This is a genomic window from Sulfurifustis variabilis, assembly GCF_002355415.1.
In the GTDB taxonomy this organism is placed as follows: Bacteria; Pseudomonadota; Gammaproteobacteria; order Acidiferrobacterales; family Sulfurifustaceae; genus Sulfurifustis; species Sulfurifustis variabilis.
Map to the genome: position 1 here is coordinate 1,864,113 of NZ_AP014936.1, position 23,052 is coordinate 1,887,164.

General features: G+C 68.0%; 19 protein-coding genes and 1 pseudogene. 6 read left to right on the forward strand and 14 right to left on the reverse strand.

Features of this window, described 5'->3' with window-relative positions; translation table 11 throughout:
- Window positions 1-25: 25 nt before the first annotated feature.
- From SVA_RS08925 to SVA_RS08985, 14 genes are all read right to left on the reverse strand, one after another.
- The gene (locus tag SVA_RS08925) at window positions 26-2,035 is read right to left on the reverse strand and encodes an ATP-binding protein (RefSeq protein WP_096460897.1); all 2,010 of its coding nucleotides are present in this window, start codon (window positions 2,033-2,035) and stop codon (window positions 26-28) included.
- 172 nt (window positions 2,036-2,207) lie between these two features.
- On the reverse strand, window positions 2,208-2,600 hold the full coding sequence (locus SVA_RS08930) for a roadblock/LC7 domain-containing protein (RefSeq protein ID WP_169924036.1): 393 nt from the start codon (window positions 2,598-2,600) through the stop codon (window positions 2,208-2,210).
- Complete coding sequence (locus SVA_RS19445) at window positions 2,597-3,211, reverse strand: hypothetical protein (protein ID WP_148665427.1); 615 nt, start codon at window positions 3,209-3,211, stop codon at window positions 2,597-2,599. The genes SVA_RS08930 and SVA_RS19445 overlap by 4 nt, the downstream gene beginning before the upstream one ends.
- 35 nt (window positions 3,212-3,246) lie before the next feature.
- Complete coding sequence (locus SVA_RS08940; RefSeq protein ID WP_169924037.1) at window positions 3,247-4,824, reverse strand: 2Fe-2S iron-sulfur cluster-binding protein; 1,578 nt, start codon at window positions 4,822-4,824, stop codon at window positions 3,247-3,249.
- Window positions 4,808-5,254, reverse strand: a complete 447-nt coding sequence (locus SVA_RS08945; RefSeq protein ID WP_096460901.1) for a YkgJ family cysteine cluster protein — start codon at window positions 5,252-5,254, stop codon at window positions 4,808-4,810. The genes SVA_RS08940 and SVA_RS08945 overlap by 17 nt, the downstream gene beginning before the upstream one ends.
- 4 nt (window positions 5,255-5,258) lie before the next feature.
- The gene (locus tag SVA_RS19790; RefSeq protein ID WP_169923903.1) at window positions 5,259-5,402 is read right to left on the reverse strand and encodes a hypothetical protein; all 144 of its coding nucleotides are present in this window, start codon (window positions 5,400-5,402) and stop codon (window positions 5,259-5,261) included.
- Between the two features lie 6 nt (window positions 5,403-5,408).
- Window positions 5,409-5,819, reverse strand: coding sequence for a roadblock/LC7 domain-containing protein (locus SVA_RS08950; RefSeq protein WP_096460902.1), 411 nt, complete (start codon window positions 5,817-5,819; stop codon window positions 5,409-5,411).
- A 63-nt stretch (window positions 5,820-5,882) separates the two neighbouring features.
- On the reverse strand, window positions 5,883-6,293 hold the full coding sequence (locus SVA_RS08955) for a roadblock/LC7 domain-containing protein (protein WP_096460903.1): 411 nt from the start codon (window positions 6,291-6,293) through the stop codon (window positions 5,883-5,885).
- Between the two features lie 25 nt (window positions 6,294-6,318).
- A complete protein-coding gene (locus tag SVA_RS08960) occupies window positions 6,319-7,698 on the reverse strand; it encodes a phosphatase domain-containing putative toxin (protein ID WP_096460904.1) in 1,380 nt (459 codons plus the stop codon).
- Window positions 7,695-8,234: a GTP-binding protein gene (locus tag SVA_RS08965; RefSeq protein WP_096462887.1), complete on the reverse strand. Its 540-nt coding sequence runs from the start codon at window positions 8,232-8,234 to the stop codon at window positions 7,695-7,697. The genes SVA_RS08960 and SVA_RS08965 overlap by 4 nt, the downstream gene beginning before the upstream one ends.
- 17 nt (window positions 8,235-8,251) lie before the next feature.
- Window positions 8,252-10,642, reverse strand: coding sequence for a sensor histidine kinase (locus SVA_RS08970; RefSeq protein WP_169924038.1), 2,391 nt, complete (start codon window positions 10,640-10,642; stop codon window positions 8,252-8,254).
- Window positions 10,643-10,686: 44 nt separating this feature from the next.
- Window positions 10,687-12,360, reverse strand: a complete 1,674-nt coding sequence (locus SVA_RS08975; protein ID WP_096460906.1) for a two-component system response regulator — start codon at window positions 12,358-12,360, stop codon at window positions 10,687-10,689.
- A gap of 119 nt (window positions 12,361-12,479) precedes the next feature.
- Entirely contained in the window at window positions 12,480-13,109 is a 630-nt protein-coding gene (locus SVA_RS08980; RefSeq protein ID WP_096460907.1) for an ANTAR domain-containing response regulator, read from the reverse strand.
- Window positions 13,106-14,290, reverse strand: a complete 1,185-nt coding sequence (locus SVA_RS08985; RefSeq protein WP_096460908.1) for a sensor histidine kinase — start codon at window positions 14,288-14,290, stop codon at window positions 13,106-13,108. Before SVA_RS08985 ends, SVA_RS08980 begins: the two co-directional genes overlap by 4 nt.
- 447 nt (window positions 14,291-14,737) lie before the next feature.
- Here SVA_RS08985 and SVA_RS08990 point away from each other — a divergent pair, with 447 nt between their 5' ends.
- From SVA_RS08990 to SVA_RS09020, 6 genes and pseudogenes are all read left to right on the forward strand, one after another.
- Window positions 14,738-16,183 (forward strand): sensor histidine kinase, encoded by a 1,446-nt coding sequence (locus SVA_RS08990; protein WP_148665428.1) that lies wholly within the window; start codon window positions 14,738-14,740, stop codon window positions 16,181-16,183.
- Between the two features lie 76 nt (window positions 16,184-16,259).
- Window positions 16,260-17,159 carry an NAD(P)-dependent oxidoreductase gene (locus SVA_RS08995; RefSeq protein WP_096460910.1) on the forward strand — a complete coding sequence of 300 codons (900 nt, stop codon included), beginning with the start codon at window positions 16,260-16,262 and terminating at the stop codon, window positions 17,157-17,159.
- A 124-nt stretch (window positions 17,160-17,283) separates the two neighbouring features.
- Window positions 17,284-18,600 (forward strand): SLC13 family permease, encoded by a 1,317-nt coding sequence (locus SVA_RS09000; protein WP_231971906.1) that lies wholly within the window; start codon window positions 17,284-17,286, stop codon window positions 18,598-18,600.
- A gap of 166 nt (window positions 18,601-18,766) precedes the next feature.
- A complete protein-coding gene (locus SVA_RS09005) occupies window positions 18,767-19,732 on the forward strand; it encodes a tripartite tricarboxylate transporter substrate binding protein (protein ID WP_096462888.1) in 966 nt (321 codons plus the stop codon).
- 24 nt (window positions 19,733-19,756) lie between these two features.
- Window positions 19,757-21,718 (forward strand): annotated as a pseudogene (locus SVA_RS09010) (tripartite tricarboxylate transporter permease).
- Between the two features lie 93 nt (window positions 21,719-21,811).
- Entirely contained in the window at window positions 21,812-22,981 is a 1,170-nt protein-coding gene (locus SVA_RS09020) for a mandelate racemase/muconate lactonizing enzyme family protein (RefSeq protein ID WP_096460913.1), read from the forward strand.
- Window positions 22,982-23,052 lie beyond the last annotated feature (71 nt).

The window sequence follows — 23,052 nt, forward strand, 5'->3', positions numbered from 1 at the left end:
GGTTCGCTTCCCGCGTCGCCGACGATCAGTTGAGGCGCGGATCCCCGTGCCGGTGGGCGAGGCCGCCCGGTCGCAACGCGGCCGGCGGCGCCGTCCGGCGGGCGAGGCCCTTTTCGAGCCGGTCGAGGTCGACCGGCTTCGTGAGGTGCTCGTCGAAGCCGGCCTCGAACGCCCGGTGCTTGTCCTCCGTCTTGCCCCACCCGGTCATCGCGACCAGAAAGACGTCGCGCCCCCATTCGGTCTTGCGGATGAGCTCGGCGCATTCGTAGCCGGTCATGTCGGGAAGGCCGATGTCGAGGAGCACCGCCTCCGGCCGGAATGTCGCCCCGAGCGCGAGCGCCTCGTCCGCGCGATACGCGACGGCGGGCCGGTGGCCGAAGGCCTCGAGCAGCGCTCGCATCGAGTCGGCGTTGTCGCGGTTGTCGTCGACCACGAGGACGCGCAGCGGGCGCTCCGCGGCGGTCGAGCCCGGCACCGTCGACGCCGGAGGCCGGGTCACCAGCGGTTCGCCGGCGGCCGGCAGGCGAACGACGAATTCGCTCCCCTTCCCGACTCCCTCGCTGTAGGCCTTCACCGACCCGCCGTGCAACTCGACGAGCCCTTTCACGAGCGGCAGGCCCAGGCCGAGACCGCCTTCGCCCCGCCGATCGGCCGGCTGCAGCTGGAAGAAGTCGTCGAAAATCGAACCGAGCGCCGCGGGGTCGATGCCGATACCGTGATCCTTGATGCTCACGACGACGTCCCCGCCCTCCTCGGTGGCGACGACCGCGACCTTGCCCGGGCCGCGCGCATAACGCGCCGCGTTGTTCAGCAGGTTGGCGAACACCTGGGCGAGCCGCGTCTTGTCGCCGTCGAGGTAGACCGGGTCGGCCGGCAGCTCGAGCTGCAGCTCCTGCCCCGCCCGCTCGAGCAGCGGCCGGCTCTGCTCGCACGCGGCGTCGAGCACGTCCTGAAGCGGGACCCGGGCGCGCCGCAGATCGAGGCGGTTGCGTTTGATGCGCGAGACGTCGAGCAGATCCTCGAGCAGCCGCGCCATCTGGGCCACCTGCCGGTCGATGACGCCGATGGCCCACTCCACGACCTCGCGCTCCGGCCGGCGCGCGAGCAGCCGCGCGGCGTTGCCGAGCGGCGCGAGCGGGTTGCGCAGCTCGTGCGCGAGCGTGGCGATGAAGGCGTCCTTGCGCTGGTCCGCCTCGCGAAGCCGTTTCTCGATGGTCTTCTCGCGGGTGACGTCGACCGCGGTCGCGCCGATGCCGATGCGCCCTTCGGCGATCGGCAGCGGGAAGCGGTGCACGACGTAATAAAGGTTCTCGTTGGCGGGCGAGGATTTCTGCTCGCGGATGACCCGGTTCTCGCGCAGCACGCGCTCGTCGATCTCGTGCATCCGGGCGCCGATCTCCGGCCCGAAAAGCTCCCTGTCGGTGCGACCGATCCACTGCTCGCCGGGAATCCCGAAGCTGCGGCTGGTGCTTTCGTTCACATAGACGTAGCGGAGATCGGCGTCCTTCAGCCAGACGAGCGCGGGGTTGTTCTCGAGGAAGAGGAGCAGCTCCCGCTTGGAGCGCTCCACCTCGCTCGAGAGGCGCTGCATCTCGTCGGTCTGCTCCTCCGCCAGGCGCACGCGTTTCTCGAGGGCGAGCCGGGCCCCCCGCAACTGCTCGGCGAGCACGGCGATGAGCACGGCCGAGAACGAAAAGATGAGGACCCGCGTGGCGTTCGCGCCCGTCAGGAGCGGCGCGCCGCTCAAGACGACGAGGACGGCGTTGCCGGCGACGCACAGCCCCGCCGTGAGCGCCGCGGGGCGCCAACCGCCATACCAGCCGGCCACCACCACGGCGGGAAAGGCGAAGATGAACGTGATGGTGTCGCCGAATGCGCCGCTCACCAGCGGCCGCACGGCCACCGACGCGGCGGCGAGCGCGACCGCGACCAGCCAGTCCGCCGGCCGGCGCGGCAACAGGGCGCGTACGGCCCGCGGCGCCCGGATTGCGCTGCCGGAATCGACTCCGGACGTCGGTGTGCCCCTGATACTCATGCGCTGATCCCCCGGCGTAGAGACGCATGCTACAGCAGCGGCACTGCGGTGCGTTGAGGAAGATCAATGTAGGGATTCACACGCTGCGGGAGCGGGCTTCCGGGAAGACGGGAATCGGCCAATCTGCTCGGAGGTTCCTGGCAGGACTGTCATGGAAAGCGGCGCGCCGGTTTCACACCATGCTGGCCACAAGCCGCGCCGCGCGCCGGGCCTCGAGACGAAGCAGGCCGAGCTTTGCGTCGTCCCTCGCGAGCACGGCGAGGATCGCGGCGCTGCCTGCGGCGACCAGCACGGCCACGCCGCGGTCGCCGCGCACCCACGTCTCGTCCACGGCGCCGCGGCCGAATTCCTGTGCAACGGTGCGCGCGAGCGTGGCGAGCTCTCCGCAAAGAGCGCCGAGGCGGTCCGCGTCGAAGGAGGCGCCGTGCGAGGCCATGGGAAGCCCGTCAAGGGACACCACGACGGCGGCCTCCACCCCGGCGCCCGATGCAACGAGCTCGCAGAGCGCCGTCTGCACCGAGCAAGCGCCGCTGGCGTTCTCCGCGCTCGCCGCCGGTTCGCTCATTCGTACCGCCTTAGAAGCAGAGCGGCGAGCTCGACGATGGCATCGGATTCCCGGTACACATTGCCACATGTGCCCAGAAGGAGCCGTGAGCACCCGACATCGAGGGCGCACAGCGTCCAGCCGGGGGATGGTTCCGCTCCCATCGTAAGCTGAAAAACCCCGACGGCTTTCTCGTCCTCAGACACCAACGTCCGACAGAGGCCATGCAGCACCTGGGCGAGTCCGGCGACGCGCTGGGCCGTTGCCTCGTCCATGCCAGCCGCGGCAACGCACAAACCGGACTCGTCGACCAGCAACGCCTGTCGACGATCGGAGAGCGCCTCGAGCAGCGCCGGCAACCGGTCGCCCGGCGGCTCGTTGCGCTCCGGAAGCGGGGCGACATCCCCGATCAGCCAGCCGGCGCGCTGCATCTGGAACAGCACGACGCGCGCCTCACGGCTGTCGGCGCGCCCGGTCCACGCGCACAGCTCCTCGACCGATGGGGCGCGCCGCGCGCCGTCTCGCAGAAGATGGCGAAGAACCGCGCGTCGGGGATCCCGCGCCCCGGCCGAGAGCGCATACCACGCTCCCGCCGCCGTCGGTATGACGAACGCGCGCACGGCGCCGCGCACGGAGGCCGCCGTCGTCCGTGGGCCGGCGGAGTCGGTCATGTCTCGCGGCCCCGCCCGTCGCCGCCCGCCCCGGGGGCGTGACAGGCTTCGCAGTGGAGCGAACCGAGGCGCAGGTGGTAGCGGACCTTCGTTCCCGGCGGAATCTCGCCGCCGCAGCTGTCGCAAAGCGAACCGACCTCGATGAGCGTTTCGCCGAAACCGTCCACGGGAAGCGCGACACCGTCGAGCATGCGATTCCAGGGCGCGGTCTTCACGATATCCCGCCGGAAGCCCTCCTCCATCCCGCGCCACCGCTGGACCAGCCGCTCGGCCAGGCCATGACGACGAGCGCATTCCATCAACAACGCTTCACGGTAGTCGAAAAGCTCGTCGGAGATCACCATCCAGTGATGCGCGTTGCGCGGCCGGTCGCCCAAATAGATTCTCTCGCCCGTGAATATCTGCCGCAGGAAGAGGTACTGCTTTTCAATCGAACGTTGCATCGTGACGCCGTGGAAGAACGACGACAGCCGCGGGTCGGCGTACACGCGCGTGTAGAAATCGACGAGGATGCTCATGAGCCGCTCGCCGGCGTCGAGCGCCGCCCACATTTCGGCATCGGGCGCACGATCCGAGTTTCGCCCGCCCCTCCCCCCCGGTGCGGTCGGGATCCCGGCCGTCGCGCTCTCGAACGGGTCGGCGTGGATAGCCGCGTCGGTCGCTCCCGCCTTGCGGGCAAGCTCGACGCCGGCCCAAACCATGGCCGGAAGGCCGGCGAGGTACACGGCCCAGTTCGAGAGCCCGGCGTGCGACCGGAACGCGATCGCGTCGGCCCGCCCGGCGACCGCGAACGGCGGCACCTGCGGGCCCGAGACGCAGGGTACGTAACGCAGGTTCCGATGTGCAACGAGAAGAGCGAGCAACGGGTGGTGCAGGTACAGGCCCGAGGCGTGGCGCACTCCGTGGTAGAGGTGAATCGGGCCGGTATGGCCATTGAGCAGTGCGTCGCGAACGACGCCGTACAGCGGGGCCAGGCCGGTGCCTGTCCCGACCAGCAGCATCGGTTGGTCCTTGGCGCTCGGCGCGTAGTAGCAGGTACCCTCGGGCCCCTGCAGTTCGACTTCATCGTCTGCCGCGAGCTCGTCGAAGATCCAACTGCTCATCGCCCCGCGGAAGACCCGCTTGACGTGCAGCTCGAGAAAGTAGTCCTTCTGCGGCGCGCTCGCGAGTGAATAGCTCCGGATCAGCCCGTCGTGGCGGCGAAGATTGATGAACTGGCCGGCATGGTAATAGAGAGGCGTCGCAGGCTCGATCAGGAGGCGACAGATGTCCGGCGCGACGCGCTCCTTCTTGTGGACGACGGCCGGCGTGTAGAGGTCGGCCGCGCGCGGCGGCACTATCTCCATGTCTCCGGCGGGGACGCACTTGCAGGGCAGGAAGTAGCCGTGCGCTCGGAGCGTCGGCCTCAGCCCGGACTGGGCCTTTTCGGGCACCTGTCCGCCGACGCAGCGCAACAGGCAGGTGTGGCAGATCCCGTTGCGACACGAGAACGGCACGTTGACGCCTTGGCGCAGGAACGCATCGATGACGCTCTCGCCGTCGCGGCAGTCGTACCACTCACCCTCGTAGTTCAATCGCGGCACTTCCGGATCCCCCCTTTTCGGGCGCGGCAGGCGTCCCGCGGTGCGGTACATGCGCGTACGTTTCCTTCGGTATGTAAGCGTCCCGGGCGATCTTGAGCAGGGTCGCGAGCGATCGGAAACCGTGTCGCAGGACGACCTGCAGGAGATAGTCTCCGTTGCACGAGTACTCGCGGCAGACGCGCGGTCGTCGGGTCCAGACGCGGCACAGACTGGTCTGCACGTCGAAGTGCACGCAGTTCCCGCTTTCCGGATCCTTGTCGACAAATCCCTTGGCGACGCGACCGGGGTTCACGGTCTCCTGCTCATCGGGATCGAGGCGCACGAGCAGGCGACAGCAGAACGTGCCGCACCCCATCTCCCGGCCGCGGTCGCAATCCACCCCCACCTCGCAGTCGGGTTTGTCGTTCCCGCCGCTCATCATTGATTCATCCGTCGGCCGCCTGAAACGCGACGAGCACCAGCGGGACGATCAGCCAGAGCAGGCCCTTCGCCAGGAAGAACAGGAACGCCACAAACGGGAGTTTGCGCAGCCACTCGTTCAGGTGTTGCTTCGTCCACGCTCGCGCCACGGCCGCCTATCCTTTCGGCCTGAATGCCGTCCGCACCACGGCCGCCGTGCGCTTCGCCTCGAGGAAAACCATTCCGAGGTTGATCGTGACTCTCGCGGCGACGGCGAGCACCGCGTCCGGGCCCGCCTGCACCAGCAGCATCGTGCCGTTCTCTCCCTCGATCAGCACCTGCTTCAATTGCCCGCGCGCGATCTCCTGCGCAGCCCGGTCGGCGAGCGCAAGCAGCGAGGCGCACATGGCGCCGAACCGGTCCGCATCGATGCCTTCGCCTAGGACCGAGGCGATCGTGAGGCCGTCACCGGAGATCACGGCGGATGCCTCGATGTCCGCGGAGAGGCTGTTCAGCCGCCGCAAGACCGGTCGAAGCGCCTTCGCCAGCGGATGTTGTGCCTGACTGTCGTTCACTGCTGCCTGCATGGTTATCCCTCCGCCCCGGCATCGCGGCCGGTCGGCCGCGATCCGTGAGCCGATCTCCGAGACTTATGCCGCCTTTTCGATTTCCGGCACGAAACCGCGTGCCTTGGTCAACGCCATGCCGAGGTTGGCCGACTTGCGGCATACGACACCGAGGACATGCTCCTCGTTCTGCTTGCCGCGGATGAAGATGTGTACCAGGTTGTCGCTGTTCACGATCATCTCGTTGAAGTAGTGATGACCGTCGTCTTTGAGGCCACGCGCCTTCTTGAACATCTTCTCGATCATGGTCACGTTCGCCCCCTGGAACATATCGGCCGTGGCGGCGGCGAGCAGCTCCAGGATCTCGGTCGGATGCGAGTCGACCGTCTTGATTCCGAGCAGCATGCCCGTCGAGAGATCGACATACCCGGCCGCCACGCATTCCGGAACGCCGGCGACGACCTTCTGGAGGTGAGCTTCGAGCGCATTAGCCATTACACGGACTCCTTGATTGGTTTAGTTAGTTGGATGGAACCGACTGATCGGCCCGCGTGCGAGCCGTACTGGCGTGCGCCCGGTGCTGCCGGGCGCGTGAATTGGCGAGGCTCCGTGCGAAGGCCTCGAGAAACTCGACCTGCGCCTCCGACTGCACCCAGCGCGGCTCGATGCATCGCACCGACTCGAGTGCATCGAGCGCGCTCCGGCCCTCCCAGATGAGATACGCCGCGAGCACGGTGCCGGTGCGCCCGAGGCCCGCGCGGCAATGCACCGCGACGACTTTTCCGTCCGCCATGAGTCCCTGCATTTGCCGGCAGAGCTCGACGGCCTGGCGTACCGTGGGCGCCTCCATGTCCGTAATCGGGCTCCAGATCCCGTCTATGCCATAGTCGCCCAGCAGCTTCGGGTCGACCGGATTACGCGTTAGTGACACGAGCGTGGTAACGCCGACGCGCTTGAGCGCGCTCAGGTCGTAATCGATATCGCGTACCACCCCCGGGCGCGGGGTACCCGCGAGCATGCCCTTCTTCATCCAGAGAAACCCGCGCGGCCCGAATGAATCGCTCACGTAGGCGCGCGCTTCGGCGGGCAACGGCGGGGGTACCGGCACGCCGGCATCGAGCTCTTCCGGCTTCGCGCCGGGGGACGGCACGACACAACAGCCGCTGCGCACGAATTCGCGCGCGGGCTCCGAGCGCGGGTCGACGAAGAAATGCTCGGTCGCGCGATGCTCCTGGATCCGGCCGCCGGCGAGCAGCGCCGTGTGGCCGCCGAGGCGATCCGCGTGTTCCTGGTTGTGAAGCACGATGAGGATAGCCCGGCGCCGGCTCTCCTTGGCGATGTACTCGAGAATCGGCTCGCATTCGCTCGGTTCGAGCCCGCTCGTCGGTTCGTCGAGACACAGGAGGCGCGGCGAGGCGGCGGCGAGCCGCAGGATGGCGAGGTGGCGCTGCACCCCGAGCGGCAGCTTGACCACCGCCCTTTCCAGACGTCCGGCGAGATCGTCGAGCCCCGCGTGGTGCAGGAGACGCCGGGCGAGATCGCGCTGCTGCAGAAGCGTGAGCGTGTGCCGCTCCGGCAGGTCGTGAACCAGGTTCTCGAGCACGCCCGCCATCATCAGGCGCGCGCTCTGCGTTACCATTGCCGGCCGCTCACCGTCACCCAGCGGGGTTCCGGCATACGTCGCGTCGCCCCACCAGCGGTGCGAGGGGTTCGCGGCATTGAACCCGGCCAGGGTACGGAGCAGCGTCGATTTGCCGGTGCCGGCGGGCCCCATGAGCACCGTCACACCGCGCTCGGGAACGTCGAGAGTCACGTCGCTCAGGATCACGCGTTCGCCGAACGCGACACCGAAGCCGCGCAACGACAGCGTGTTCGACGCCTGGGCCTGGTTCGGGCTCAACGCTTGAGTCCCGGGTCGAGCATCGTGAGCAGCGCGAGGAGCAGCATCTTGACGTCCTCGCGCCGGCGCGCGTCCACCTCGAACAGCGGCGGCCTCATCCCGAGCTCGGCGAGTTTCGTATGGTACGTGTACAGTCCCGGCCGGGGCTTCACGTCCATGCGCGTCACCCCGATCACCACCTCGCGCTCCGAGATGAAGTCCTTGAACGCCGTGAGATAGTGCTCCAGATCGGCCAGCGGGTCCTCGCGTGCATTGTCGATCAGCATGACCAGACCGATACCCCCGCGCGTCAGGATGTCCCACATGAAATCGAAGCGATCCTGCCCGGGCGAGCCGTACAGATGCACCTTGGCGCCGCCATCGAGATTGAGCACGCCATAGTCCATCGCGACCGTCGTGTTGCTCTTGCGGCGCGCCGTCTCGTCCGTTGCGCGCTGCTCGGTACGCACGAGCGGGATGTCGCTGATCGCCTCGATCGCGGTCGTCTTCCCCGCGCCCACGGAGCCCGCGAAAATGATCTTGTGGTCCGTCGCCATGTTCATTGTCGGTTCTCCTACAGCCCGGCGATCTTGTTGAGCAGCAGACCCAGCAGCGGCTGATTGCGGTGCGGTTTAAGGACGGGCTCGACGGGTTTGCGATTGATTGCAATCGCGAGGCCGGCGCACCGGGCGGCGCTGTAGAACGCGTACATCTCGGTCCGCGGAACCTTGAGCAGGCGCCCGGCGAAGCCGATCGAGGTGGGATACCGCGTCAGCAGCGCCGCGACGCGCATGGCGCTCGCGGGCGCCGGCAGGCGCGTGAGGTTCGGCCAGTGGCGGAGCTGCACGACATCGTCGCGAAAGCAGCCCTCCATGAGTCGCCCGTTCGATGCATAGTACCCGGCCTGCCACATCAGCTCGTCCAGATTGCGACCGATTCCGTGCTGCCGCGCGATCGCCTCCGTCTTGGCGGCCCCCAGGCAGCTCACGCGGAAGCGATCGGCCGGCGCCTGGCACAAGGTCGGCACGTCGCCCGATGCGAAAAACTCGCCGCGGGCGGGAAACAGGATGATCTCGCCCAGATCGCCCCCGTGGATGCGCACATCCTGCCGGTTCGCAACCGCGCGCCGAAGCAAACCGACGACGTAGTGATCCGGATTGAAGTTCCGCTCTTCTTCGCCCTGTGAGATCCCATGGGCGGGTACGCTTTCACCCAGCATTGCGACACCCCCGACTCCGAGACACGCGTTTCGATGTAGTGCAACCGTGCGCGCCTTCCCTTGCGCAGTCCCTGTCCGTGGGTTGAAGCTGGTCGCGTGATTGAACGCGGAGCAGCAACGCCGAAAACGTCGCGCAATCGCGTTCGAGCAGGATGTGGGCTCTATCGGTGCCGACAGCAGCGACTGCTGTCGTCCATCAGAAGCCGCGTGGCGGGCAGTGGGCCATGCAGCGGATGCAGAATCAGCTGCAAGGCACGTGCCAGGGAGAGAACAGGCGGTTAAGTGCGCGTGCCGACAGCTAATCGTGAGACTAGAACAGGGAGCGTGACTGTCAAGCGAACGCGCGCAACTGCCCTTGCTCGTCCCATGCCACCTCCCCCACCGTCCACTCTCCCTCTCGGTACAGGCGAAAGCGCGCGCCCTTGGTCGGCAGGAGGGCGCGCACCAGGTCGAGGCCGACGCCGCTGGCGCTCTCGCGCGCAGGTGCAATACGCGCACGGTGCCGAGGCGGTTGTCGGGGTAGCCGTGGTTCGTGGCGTTCTGGATGAGCTCGTTCAGGATGAGCGCGATCGGGACCGCCTCGCTCGCCGGGACGCAGAGCTTCGCCGTGGCCTCGGTCGGAAGGGACTGGATCTGGTGCGGGGACAGCGCCCGGGCGACGCGGCACACGCCTTCGATGAGGGCGTTGAGCCCCACGGTTTCCCGCGTCTGGCGCGACAGCAGGTTGTGGACCTCGGCGATGGCGTAGAGCTGGCCGATGGCGCGGGTCAGGACCGGGCCCGCCTGCGGGTGGTCCTCGCGGTGGCGGCCGAGGAGTCCGATCACGCCCTGGAGGTTGTTCTTGATGCGGTGGTGCACCTCGCGCACGATCACGGCGAGGCGGTCGGCCTCGGTCTTGGCCTGCTGGTAGCGCTGGATGTTCGCCACCGTGTGCGCCACCTGCACGGCGAGGGACTCGAGGTGCGGGAGGTGCGCGGGGGTGAAGGCGCGGGGGCGGTGGCTCGCGAGGCAGAGCGCTGCACGGGGCTGTCCGCCCAGGGGCAGGCAGACGCAGGAATGCATTCCTTCCGCCAACGCCTTCCGACTATCCCTCACCTCCGCGCACAACCGATGGCGTTCTCCGCCGTTCGCAAACCGCATTCCGCACGCCTCGGCTCTCGCTATCGCCAGACGGTGCGTTTGCACCACGTCGCCTTCGAGCACCACCCGCTCGAACAGGACGTCCTCGCCCTCTTCCCATGCGACCGCGAACTGGTCTAGCGGCAGAACCGGCGCCAGACCGCGGGCGATCCCTTCGAAAACGCCATCCAGGCTTTTTGCCGTCGCCATGGTTTCGCCGGCGACGGCGAGCACGCGCAGCCACTGGCCCGTCTCGGCCTTGCGCAGTGCCGCAAGCAGCCGGGCCTCGAGGGCGGCCGGATCGGCGGCGGCCATTACGAAGTCGTCGACCAGCCGTTCGGCGAGAAACGGCATGGCCTGTGCGGCGTCGTCGACGATGAGCATCACGCCCGCGGGAGCAGCGACACCCGCTCGCAGCGCGCGCAGGCCATCCAGCGGCTCGCCCGCCAGCGCGTCCCGGGACGCGACAAGCAGAACCGACGGACGGGTACGCATGGCGACCAGGGCATCGTCCAGTGTCGCGACGCCGCGAAACCCCATTCCCAGCGATTGCAGGACGCTCGGGACGCGGTCCCCGGTCCGGCCGACGCCGATGACCTCGCCCGACATCCCGCTCGAAGTCGTCACATCCGGCGCCCTGTCATCGGACGGCGCAGTCACTGTCCTCGTGCTCATAGCGGCCCGGGTCTCCCGATATAAAACCCTTGTGCATGATCCACCCCATGAGCGCGAAGCACGGTCACCGTCTGCTCGTCGCTCACGTGCTCGGCGATCGTCTGGATGCCCAGGCCGCGCGCCACATCGACCATGGCCGTGACGAACAGGCGGTCGCACGCCGTGCGGGCGAGATCGCGCACGAACGCGCCGTCGATCTTGATGTAATCCACAGGGAGGCTCCGCAAATAGGAAAACGAACCGAAACCGGCACCGAAGTCGTCCAGGGCGAACCGGATGCCGGCACTCTTGAGCTCCGCCATGAAGTGCTGCGCCTGCCGCACGTCCCGGAGCGCCGCGGTCTCGGTGATTTCAAAGACGAGACGCGCGGGATCGACCCCCGCGACCCGAACCACTTCGGCGATGCGACGTTGTAGCTCAGGGCGGCCGAAATGCGCCCCGCTGAGGTTGACGGCGATGAAGCGGTCGGGTGCTTCGACCTGGAGCCCGACGAGGCGGTTCACCGCCAGCTCGATGACCCGCTTGTCGAGATCCTCGATCAGGCCGCGCCGCTCGGCGAAGGGCAGGAAATCCGCGGGCGTCAGCAGGTTGTCGTGACGGTCGCGAACCCGCATGAGCGCCTCGTATCCGGTCACCGCACCGCTCCGCAGCTCCACGATCGGCTGGTAGACGACGTGCACGCCGCCTTCCTCGAGTGCGTTTCGAAGCACCGATTCCATGGCCTCGCCCTCGGCGCAAGGCTGCACCCGGTCCGTGCCGTAAAGGTACAGCGACCCGGGAACGCCCGCCCGCGCCTCCTCGAGCGCTGCGTACGCGTGCAAGATCACGGCCCCGGGCGTCGAGGCGCCATGAAACAGGGCCACACCCGCGCGACCGTACAGGCGGCGGTTTCCGGGAATCGGGTATGCCTGGATGACGTCGAGCAACGCCCGCCCGGCACGGAGCGCGGACCCCGCATCGGCATCGGGCAACAGGACGAAGAGCTGGTCTTCCCAGACCCGCGCGAAGAAATCCTCCTGCCGCAAGCCTGCACGCAGCCGATCGCACAGTGCGGAGATCAGGACCCGGGCCGGCAAGGGTCCTTCACGCTGCACGATCGCATCGAAACCCTCGATGTCGATGAGCACGCATGCGGCCCCACCGTCCGTTCGGGCGGATGTCGCGATCAGCGCGCCGAGCGCGCGCTCGAGGGCACGCCGGTCGACGCGCACGTGGGCACCGCCATCCTGGCCCTCCAGACCGCCAGCGGGCGGTGGTACTCGCGCAGGTGCCCAGTTCCCGCGCCGGGCCCGCACGAGATTGAGCTCGATCGAAGGCACCAATTGCGCGGAGTCGATCGGTTTCACGAAGTATCCGTTGACGCCGAGGGCGATCGCCCGCTCGATCAGCCCGGGCTCGTCCGAGGCCGTCAGCATGAGCACCGGGATGTCGGCCTGCCGGCGGATGCGAGCGGCGACATCGAGTCCCGTGAAACCCGGCATCTGATGGTCGAGGACCACGAGGTCGGGCGGATCGCTGGCCAGCGCCGAGAGCGCCTCCCGGCCGCTGTCCACGGCCTGCACGCGATAACCCGCCCGCTCGAGCCCGACGGCCAGAGTGCTCAGGACAAACCGGTCGTCGTCGACGACCAATATCCGACTTCGAGCGGCGGTGTTGTTTGGGTGCGGCATCCCGGACTCCAGGAGCGAAAGCCAGCGGGGCGGGACGTGGGCCCAAAGCGACTGCGAGAGACGGTGGAGCGCCGGAAGCGGGATGTGGGCCTCGGCGCGGACAGTTTGGTGCGCCGCCCTCAGCCGGGAGGGCCGGCGCTCGAGCGGCTGATCGTATTGACGGCCGCCAGCGCCTCCACGAACTCGCGGGCGACCTCGCGAAGCGGCCGGCGTTGGGCTCGCGCATGACCGCGCAGTCGTTCGAACGATTCATCCTGCCCGAGCCCCTCGCGTTCCATGAGTATGCCGACCGCCGTGCTGACGATACGGTTGTGCTCGACGCCGTCACGCAGGTTCGTGGTGTCTCGCATGAGCGCGTTGACCTCGGCGAAGCGGGCAAGCGTCGCCTCGATGCTGGGGACCAGCTGATTGACCTCGATGGGCTTCACCAGGTAACCGCTGACGCCGAGAGCGATCGCCTCGTGCACGATCGGCTGGTCGTCGTAGGCCGAAAGCATGATGATGGGCCGATGACCGGCGGCGAGCATCGCCTTCGCCGTATCGAGCCCGCTCATGCCCGGCATGCGCACGTCCAAAATGACGATGCTCGGCGGTTCCCGGCGGTAGATCTCCAGCGCCTCACGGCCGTTGTCGACCGCATCCACCGGATATCCCCTGGCGCGAAGCCCCTCGGCGAGGGTGGCGAGAACCAGACGGTCATCGTCCACGAGGAGAATGCGAACTGCCGATTGCGCGTGTTTCTGCGTCATACGTCCTCTTCTTTATAGACGAGGCCACCGGTGCGCGCATAGGTCACCTCCCCCACCGTCCACTCTCCCTCTCGGTACAGGCGAAAGCGCGCGCCCTTGGTCGGCAGGAGGGCGCGCACCAGGTCGAGGCCGACGCCGCTGGCGCTCTCGCGCGCAGGTGCAATGCCGTCGTTCGCGACGCGCAGATACACGGCTTCGGGATCGACGTCGAGGGCGACGCGCACGGTGCCGAGGCGGTTGTCGGGGTAGCCGTGGTTCGTGGCGTTCTGGATGAGCTCGTTCAGGATGAGCGCGATCGGGACCGCCTCGCTCGCCGGGACGCAGAGCTTCGCCGTGGCCTCGGTCGGAAGGGACTGGATCTGGTGCGGGGACAGCGCCCGGGCGACGCGGCACACGCCTTCGATGAGGGCGTTGAGCCCCACGGTTTCCCGCGTCTGGCGCGACAGCAGGTTGTGGACCTCGGCGATGGCGTAGAGCTGGCCGATGGCGCGGGTCAGGACCGGGCCCGCCTGCGGGTGGTCCTCGCGGTGGCGGCCGAGGAGTCCGATCACGCCCTGGAGGTTGTTCTTGATGCGGTGGTGCACCTCGCGCACGATCACGGCGAGGCGGTCGGCCTCGGTCTTGGCCTGCTGGTAGCGCTGGATGTTCGCCACCGTGTGCGCCACCTGCACGGCGAGGGACTCGAGGTGCGGGAGGTGCGCGGGGGTGAAGGCGCGGGGGCGGTGGCTGGAGACGGACATCATCCCGAGGAAGTGGCCGGCGCTGTAAAGCGGGATTCGCGCACAGGAGCGCATGCCCCCTCGCGCGATCATGAGGTCCTCCGGAAAGCGCTGCTCGCGGCGCAGATCGCGCACGATGTACGCTCTACCAAGCCCCTTGAGATGCCCAAGGAAGCTTCCGTCCAGCGGGAGTCGGGTATCGCGGTCGACCGTGGACGGGTGATCGGCCGGGCTTTCCACCACGACAAACACCGCCTCGCCCCGGTCCTCGAGCACGATCATGAACTGGTCGATCGGGGCGACCCGTCGCAGCGCCTCCGCCACCGCTCCGAACGCCTCGCCGTACTCGAGTTGCGACGATGCGAGTGCGCTCGCCTCCTGGATGACTTTCATCCAGGCGTAGTTGAGGTCGCGCCGGTGACGCGGCGCCTTCGTGGCGCGCTTTCGCTTTACCGCTCCCACTGTCGCCTCCGTCGTTCGTGCATCAGCAGCCGTGCCGCGGCCCGCCGGGCGGATGCGGCTCTCTCTTATTCGAAATTGAGCGGGAATCGTAGGAGAACAAGGCGCAACGCCTCAGGCCCGGCCGCCGCTTGGGGCCATTCTCATCGCATCCGCAACGGAGCTGCGGATCTCGACTTTCCCGGTTGACGGCTTCCCCCGTTCGTTCCTGAGATTCTTGTTCTTGGGAACGTTGTTATGAATTCTAATTCATCTGTTCGCCCGCGCCCCGCATGCCTGATTGCACAGGTCGGGTAAAGTCAATGACCGCGGCGGTGCGCGAGGTCGAAGTGCCGGCCGCGTGCACCGGCGGCAACGATTTGGGCCGGGATCGATGACGGCCGTCAAGGAGTGCCACGATCCGGAGCACCGTCGATACACTATCGGGTACCTCACCCTGCGAGACCAGCCTTGGAAGCGAGCCGTCCACCGAGAGCGCGGAGTCGCCCAAAACGCCCGCCGCGGGCCTCCGACGCCGATCAGCGCGAGCGCCTGGAGAAGTTCGCCGAGCTAAGCCAGGAAGCGCTCTTCATACACGAAGAGGGTGTCATCCACGACATCAATCCCGCCGCCGCGCGCATGGTCGGGGTATCCCCGAAAGATCTCATCGGCAAGCACGTGTTCACGCTGGTGGCGCCCGAGTCGCTGAACAGCGCCAAGACCCAGATGGACATCAAACCCACCGAGCCGTACGAGTTGTTGCTCGTGCGACGCGACGGCACGAGGTTCTGGGCGGAGCTGCAAGGACGTTCGCTGTCCTGGCGCGGAAAGACGCTGAGAGTCGTCATGGCGCGCGACGCCACGGACCGCAAGCGGGCCGAAGCGGCACTGCACGACAGCGAGGCCCTCTTCCGCCAACTGGCGGAAAACATCAAGGAGGTGTTCTTCGTCCGGGACCTGCGGGAAAACCGGATGATCTATGTCAGCCCCTCGTACGAGGAGATCTGGCAACGGCCCCGCCAGGGATTGATGGAGAACCCTCTCGATTTCGTCCAGTCGATCCACCCGGACGACCGCGCGGCCGTCCTCGACACCCTGCGACGCCAGGCGCCGGGGGATCTTTTTCGCCGCGAATACCGAATCGTGCGGTCAAGCGGTGAAGTCCGCTGGATCCGGGCGCGCACGTTCCCGATCATGAACGCAGCGGGAGAGGTTCACCGGATTGCCGGCGTTGCCGAAGACATCACCGATTTCAAGCAGGCGGAGCTCGCGCGACTCGAACATGAAAAGGCGCAGCGCGAGGCGCTCGTCCGCGAGGTGCACCATCGCATCAAGAACAATCTGCAGGGCATCATCGGTTTGCTCCAATACGAGATGGGCGGGCACCCGGGGTTGCGCGAGGTGATACAGGACACGATCGACCAAATCCGCTCCATCGCGGTCATCCATGGCCTGCAGAGCCTGACCCCGGGGCGCGACCTCCTGCTATGCGACGTGGTGCCTGCCGTCGTCAGTGCGGTTTGCGAGTCGCGCGAGCCGCGCCCACAGATTGCCCTCGAGGCCGATCTGCCCCGCTCCCTCAAGCTGCTGGAACCCCACGCCGTTCCCATCGCCCTGGTGATCAACGAGCTCGTGACGAACGCCGTCAAGCACGCACCGGCCTGGCAGGCATCTATAGAAATCTATCTCGAGCAGCAGGCCGAAGGCGGCCGCTTCGTCGTTCGGACGCAAGGTGCGCGCCTGCCCGCCGGCTTCGATTTTCGAACAGGACAAGGATTGGGTACGGGCCTGCACTTGGTGAAGTCCCTGCTCCCGCGCGAAGGGGTGACCCTGACGATCACCCAGAAGGATAATGCGGTCCACGCCGAGCTCGGCCTTCTGCCGCCGGTGGTGGAGCCGTTGTCGCAGCCGGACTAGCGTGATCACCGCTCTCCCCCGAACTCGCCAGTTCTCCGATATGCTTGGCGTTGGCACCACGGTCTCCCGCACCGGAATGACACGAGAACACAGACCCATCGGCTTCATCGGCCTCGGCGCCATGGGCCGGCACATGACCGCGAACCTGCTTCGGGCCGGACACCCGCTCGTCGTCTGGGCGAGGCGGCCCGAGGCGGCGGAATCCTTGCGCGCGGCCGGCGCCGCGGTGGCGACATCGCCGCGCGCGCTCGCCGAGCGGTGCGATACGGTCCTGACCATCGTGACGGATGCGGCGGCCGTCGACGAGGTGGTGCTCGGCGAACAGGGGGTCATCCACGGCGCCCGCCCCGGAAGCCTCGTGATCGACATGGGGACGATATCCCCCGTCGACGCGCGACGCGTCGCGGCGGCCCTCGAGGCGCGGGGAATCGATCACCTGGACGCGCCGGTGTCCGGCGGGCCGGTCGGCGCGGAGCGGGCCACGCTCGCGATGATGGTCGGCGGGCCCGCGCCGGCGCTGGAGCGCGCGCGGCCCCTGCTCGCGTGCCTTGCGAAGACCATCGTGCACGTCGGCGGGCACGGTGCGGGGCTCGTGGCGAAGGCGGCGAACCAGATGATCATGTGCGTGACGTTGCAGGCGATCGCCGAGGCGCTGCTCTACGCGAAGCGCGCCGGCGTCGACGCCGGGCGGGTGCGGGACGCGCTCCTCGGCGGCTTCGCCGGCGGGCCGATCCTGGAGGTGTTCGGCAAACGCATGGTCGAGCGCGAGTTCACGCCCGGCGTCGAGGCGCGGCTGCATCACAAGGACATCGGCATCGCCGTCCGGCTCGCGCGGGAGCTCGGGCTCGCGCTTCCGGCTTCGGCGCTCGCGGAGCAGTCGTTTAACGCCATCATGGGCAACGGCCACGGACAATCGGACTCCGCGGTGCTGATCGAGATCCTGGAGCGGATGTCGCTCGGCGCCGCCAGGCCGTGAGCAGGACCCCGGACCGGACCCCGACAACAAGAACCCCGCCGAGTCCGCCATCGACAAGACCGCCTTACGCCTGCCTGCCGTCATCGCCGCGCTCGCGCTCGCCGCGGCGGTGATCCTGGTGCTCATGCCGCCGCCGCCCGGCGTCAGCCGGACGCTGCTGCACGCCGCGGCGCTGACGGTCTTCGCCGTCGGGCTGTGGGCGACGGCGGCGATCCCGGAGGAAGTCACGGCCATCGCCTTCTTCCTCCTCGCGATGCTCCTCGCGGTCGCGCCGCCGTCGGTGGTGTTCTCCGGCTTCGCGGCGCAGGCCGTCTGGCTCGTCTTCGCGGGCGTCGTCATCGGCACCGCGGTGAAACACACGGGTCTCGGCGAGCGCCTGGCCCGGGCGCTCGTGCTGCGCATCGGCAGGAGCTACCTCGCCGTGATCACGGGCCTCGTCGTCGTTGCCATGGTGCTCGCGTTCCTCATGCCGTCGAGCATGGGGCGCGTCGTTCTGCTCATCCCGGTGGTCAACGCGCTCGCCGCGCAGCTCGGCTTCGCCGAGGGCTCGCGCGGACGCATCGGCATGGTGATGGCGACGGGGCTGGCCTGTTTCATGCCGGCCGCCGCGGTGCTGCCCGCGGCGGTGCCGAACCTGGTGCTCGCCGGCGCCGCCGAGACGCAGTACGGGCTCGCGTTCGCCTACATGGAATTCCTGCGGCTGCACTTCCCGATCATCGGCATCGGCGACAGCGTGCTGATCGTGCTGCTCACGACGCTGATCTTCGCGGAGAGGCCGCGGCCGTACGCCGGCGTCGCGCGCGCCGGCCCGATCACGCCGGCGGAGAAGCGCCTGAGCGTCGTGCTCGTCGCCGCCCTCGGCCTCTGGGCGACGGACACGCTGCACGGCGTCGGGCCGGGATGGATCGGGCTCGCGGCCGCGACCGCGTGCCTGCTCCCCGCGCTTCGGCTGCTGCCGCCGAAGGTATTCAGCGGACAGGCGAACCTCGCCCCCGTGATCTACGTCGCGGGCATTCTCGGCATGGCGGCGGTCGTTGCCGACAGCGGCCTGGCCGGCTGGCTCGGCGCCGCGCTGTTCGCCGTCGTGCCGCTCGAGGCCGGTGCGGAAGCGCGGAACTTCGCCTCGCTCGTCGGCATCGCGAGCGCGACCGGGTTCGTCGCCACGATGGCGGGCGTCCCGGCGGTGCTCGCGCCGCTCGCCGACACGCTCGCCGACGCGACGGGCCTTCCGCTCTACGCGGTGCTGATGACCCAGGTCATCGGCTACACCGCACTGTTCATTCCCTACCAGTCGCCGCCGCTCGTGGTCGCAATGCAGCTCGGCGGCGTGCGCCTGCGAGACGCGCTGCGCATCACGCTGCTGCTCGCGGCGCTCGAGCTGGCGCTGCTCACGCCGATCAACTTCCTCTGGTGGCGCTGGCTCGGCGTTTTCAGCCAATGAAACGCTCCGGGAAGGGGATGCCGGAAAATTGACTTTGCGAGAACACTGACCGTAGAGTCGCCCGAGAGCCGCGATCGCGTTTCGTGCGATGGATCGCGATTGTCGCACCCGGCGCGCGTCCATTCTTCCGCGGTTCACCGCCACTTTCGAGCTGGAGAGCCACGACATGAAAAGAACCGTAAGACTCACCCTGGCCGGCGCCGCCCTGCTGGGCGCCCTCGGGGCCTACGCGGCCTATCCCGAAAAGACGATCAGCTACATCATTGCCTTCGGGCCCGGCGGCGAGTCCGACATCTCGGCGCGCCTGCAGGAGCCCTTCTTCCAGAAGTACGCCAAGCAGACCGTCGCCATCCAGTACAAGGCCGGCGCGGGCGGCGCGACGACGTGGTCGCAGCTCAACAACATGCCGGCCGACGGCTACACCATCGTCGGCACCAACCTCCCGCACATCGTCCTGCAGCCGCTCGAGAAGGACGTGGGCTACGAGACCGCGGATATCGCGAACGTCTACTGGTTTCACTACACGCCGGACGCGTTGATGGTGCCCGCCGACAGCCCGTACAAATCGGTGAAGGACCTCGTCGCCGACGCCAAAAAGAAACCCGGCCAGATCACCTTCTCCGGCTCCGGCACCAACAGCGCGAACCATCTCGCGCAGCAGCGCTTCGACAAGCTCGCGGGCATCAAGACGACCTACGTGCCGTTCAAGGGCACGGGCGCGTCGAACACCGCGCTGCTCGGAAAGCAGGTGAGCGGCTCCTGGGGCTACACCACGGTGCAGATGCAGCTCGGCGACAAGGCGCGCTGCCTCGCGGTCGCGATGGACAAGCGCCACCCCGCCATCCCCGACTGCCCGACCTTCAAGGAGCTCGGTTTCGACCTTGTCGGCGGAGCGTACCGCGGCATCGCCGTACCGAAGGCGACGCCCGACGACGTCAAGAAGCAGCTCTCCGAGCTGATCGGCAAGATCAACAAGGACCCCGAATTCATCAAGAAGATGCAGGAGAACGGGTTCGCGATGATCGACATCGGCCTGAAGGAGATGCCGAAGTTCATGGCCGAGCAGTGCAAGGCCTACACCCAGATCGCGACCGAGATGGGCATCAAGAAACGCGATCCGCGCTGCCAGTAGACGGGTCCGTCGGGCTGGACGGCGATGCCGTGGCTCGATTTCCTGGTTGACGCGCTGACGCCGGTCAACCTCCTCCTCGCCCTCGGGGCGTGGTGGCGGGCACGGTGATCGGCGCGTTGCCCGGGCTCACCGCGACCATGGCCGTCGCGGTTCTCGTCCCCTTCACCTTCGGCGTGCCGCCCGCCTCCGCGCTGATCCTCCTCGGCGCGATCTACACCGGCGCGATCTACGGCGGCGCCTACTCCGCCATCCTGCTCAACACGCCGGGCACGCCCTCGGCCATCGCGACGACCTTCGAGGGCTACCCGATGGCGAAGCGCGGCGACGGCGATCTCGCCATCACGATCGCCTGCCTGGCGTCGGTGTTCGGCGGGCTCGTGGGCGCGGCGTTTCTCCTGGGCCTCGCCCCGCCGCTCGCGGAATTCGCGCTCGCGTTCGGGCCGGTCGAGTATTTCTGGCTCGCGATCTTCGGCCTCACGCTCATTGGCGCCCTGAGCGAGGGCAACGTGCTGAAGGGCCTGATCGGCGCGTGCTTCGGGCTGCTGCTCGCGACCATCGGCATCGCGGAGGTCGGCGGGGACATCCGCTACACGATGGGCACGCACCTCCTCCTCGGCGGCATCGACGTGGTCGCCGCGCTGATCGGGCTCTACTGCATCCCGGTGATGATCGATCTCGTCGCGACGCCCGACCCGCACCTCAAGGTCGGCAGCCAGGTCGCCGGTTTCCGCCTGCGGGAGGGTTTCGGGCTCGCATGGCGCCACAAGTTCAACCTGATCCGGAGCTCGCTGCTCGGGACCGTGATCGGCGTCCTCCCCGGGGCCGGCGGCTCCATCGCCTCGCTCGTCGCCTATTCGGAGGCGCGCCGCACGTCCAGGCGGGCGATGCACTTCGGCAAGGGCGAGCCGGAGGGTGTCCTGGCCACCGAGAGCGCGAACAACGCGACGGTGGGCGGCGGCCTCATCCCCACGCTCGTGCTCGGCATCCCCGGCACCCCGCCGGACGCCGTGATCCTGGGGGCGCTGCTCGTGCAGGGCATTCGCACCGGCCCGTCGCTCTTCAGCGAGCAGAGCTCGATCGTCTACACGTTCATCTTCGGGCTCTTCATCGCGACCGTCCTCATGCTGCCCATGGGCCTGCTGATCGGGCGCTACGCGTTTCGCTCGATCGTCACGATTCCGAAGGCCGTCCTCGTTCCCGCCATCGGTTTTCTGACGGTGATCGGCAGCTACGCCGTGAACAACAACGTCAACGACGTCGCCGTCATGGTCAGCCTCGGCGTGATCGGGTGGCTCCTCAACCGCCTGGGCTATACGCCTTCCCCGATCGTGCTCGGCATCATTCTCGGCCCCATCGCCGAGGCCGGGTTCGTCCAGGGCTATCTCATCGGCAACGCGCGCGGCAGCGTCGTCATGGAGTTCTTCGGGCGGCCCATCGCGATCATGATCATCGTGGCCATCCTGCTCTCGCTCCTCTATCCCCTGCTGATGGCGCGGCTGCGCATGCGCCGGCCGGAGGTGGTCGGTGACTGAGCATTCCCGGCGCGACGTCGCGAGCCTGCTCTCGGCGCTCGGCTTCATCGCGCTCGGCGGGCTCGCGCTGTACTACACCAAGGACATGTCGCCGCTGGGCTCGGTGTTTCCGCGCACCATCGGCTCCGCGATGATCGTGTTCTCGATCGCCTACATCGGCTGGCGCTGGTTCAAACCGCATCTCGGCGCGGAGGCGATCGGCGGAGGCTCGCACGCGCGCCGCGCCCTGCTCGCCGCGATCATGATCGCCTGGGCGCTGCTGCTCGATCGACTCGGCTTCCTCTCGGCGAGCATCATCGCCGCCCTGCTCCTGCTCGCGGTCGCCAACTACGATCGCTGGACCCCGATCCGCGCGATGGCCTATCTCGCGAGCACCCTCGCCATCGTCTTCGGGCTCTATGCCGTCTTTCGGTACGGGCTGCTGGTGCCGCTGCCGACCGGCGCCCTCTTCTGAGGGCGGTTACCGGTTTCCGGCAGAGGTGTTAAGTTGTAGGCGCGCTTCGCGCGCTCGACCTGTCACTCGTCACTTCGCACTCGTCAGGGCTTTATGAAGATCGTATCGATTCGCGAGAAAACCGTGCCGATCAGCTCGGCGATCCGCAATGCCTACATCGACTTCAGCGCGATGACGTGCAGCGTGGTCGCGGTCGTCACGGACGTCGCGCGCGAGGGCCGGCCCGTCGTCGGCTACGGTTTCAACTCCAACGGGCGCTACGCGCAGGGCTGCCTGCTGCGGGAGCGCGTCATCCCGCGGCTCATGAGCGCGGAGCCCGCCTCGCTCCTGAACGACGCGGGCACGAATCTGGACCCGCACCGCATCTGGGCGCGCATGATGATCAACGAGAAGCCGGGCGGCCACGGCGAGCGCTCGGTCGCCGTCGGCGTGATCGACATGGCGGTGTGGGACGCGGTCGCCAAGATCGAAGGAAAGCCGCTTTACCGGCTGCTCGCCGAACGCTACCGCAACGGGCAGGCGGACGACCGCGTGTTCGTGTATGCCGCCGGCGGCTATTACTACCCGAACAAGGACGTGAAGGCGCTGCAGGACGAAATGAAAGGCTACCTCGATCGCGGCTACCGGGTGGTCAAGATGAAGATCGGCGGCGAGGACCTGGGCCAGGACCTGCGTCGGATCGAGGCGGTGCTGAAGATCGTGGGCTCCGGCGATCGGCTCGCCGTCGATGCCAACGGACGCTTCGATCTCGATACCGCCATCACCTACGCGAGGGCGCTCGCCCCCTACCGGCTCTTCTGGTACGAGGAGGCCGGCGATCCGCTCGACTACGCCCTGCAGGCCGAGCTGGCCGGACACTACGACGGGCCGATGGCGACCGGCGAGAACCTGTTCTCAATGCAGGACGCGCGCAACCTGATCCGCTACGGCGGCCTGCGTCCCGATCGCGACTGGCTGCAGTTCGACTGCGCCCTCTCCTACGGCCTGGTCGAGTACCTGCGCACGCTCGAGATGCTGAACGCGAACGGATGGTCCGCGCGCCGCTGCATCCCGCACGGCGGCCATCAGCTCTCGCTCAACATCGCCGCCGGGCTCGGACTGGGCGGCAACGAGTCCTATCCCGGCGTGTTTCAGCCCTTCGGCGGCTTCGCGGACGACATTCCCGTGGAAGACAGCTACGTGCGCCTGCCGGACGTCCCCGGCATCGGCTTCGAGGCGAAGCGCGAGCTCTACCGGATCATGCAGCCGCTGGGCGAATCTTGAATGTTGAGGGCTGATGTTGAATCCTGGTGCGCGCTTTGCGAGACCTTCGATTCAACATTCACCATTGAGCA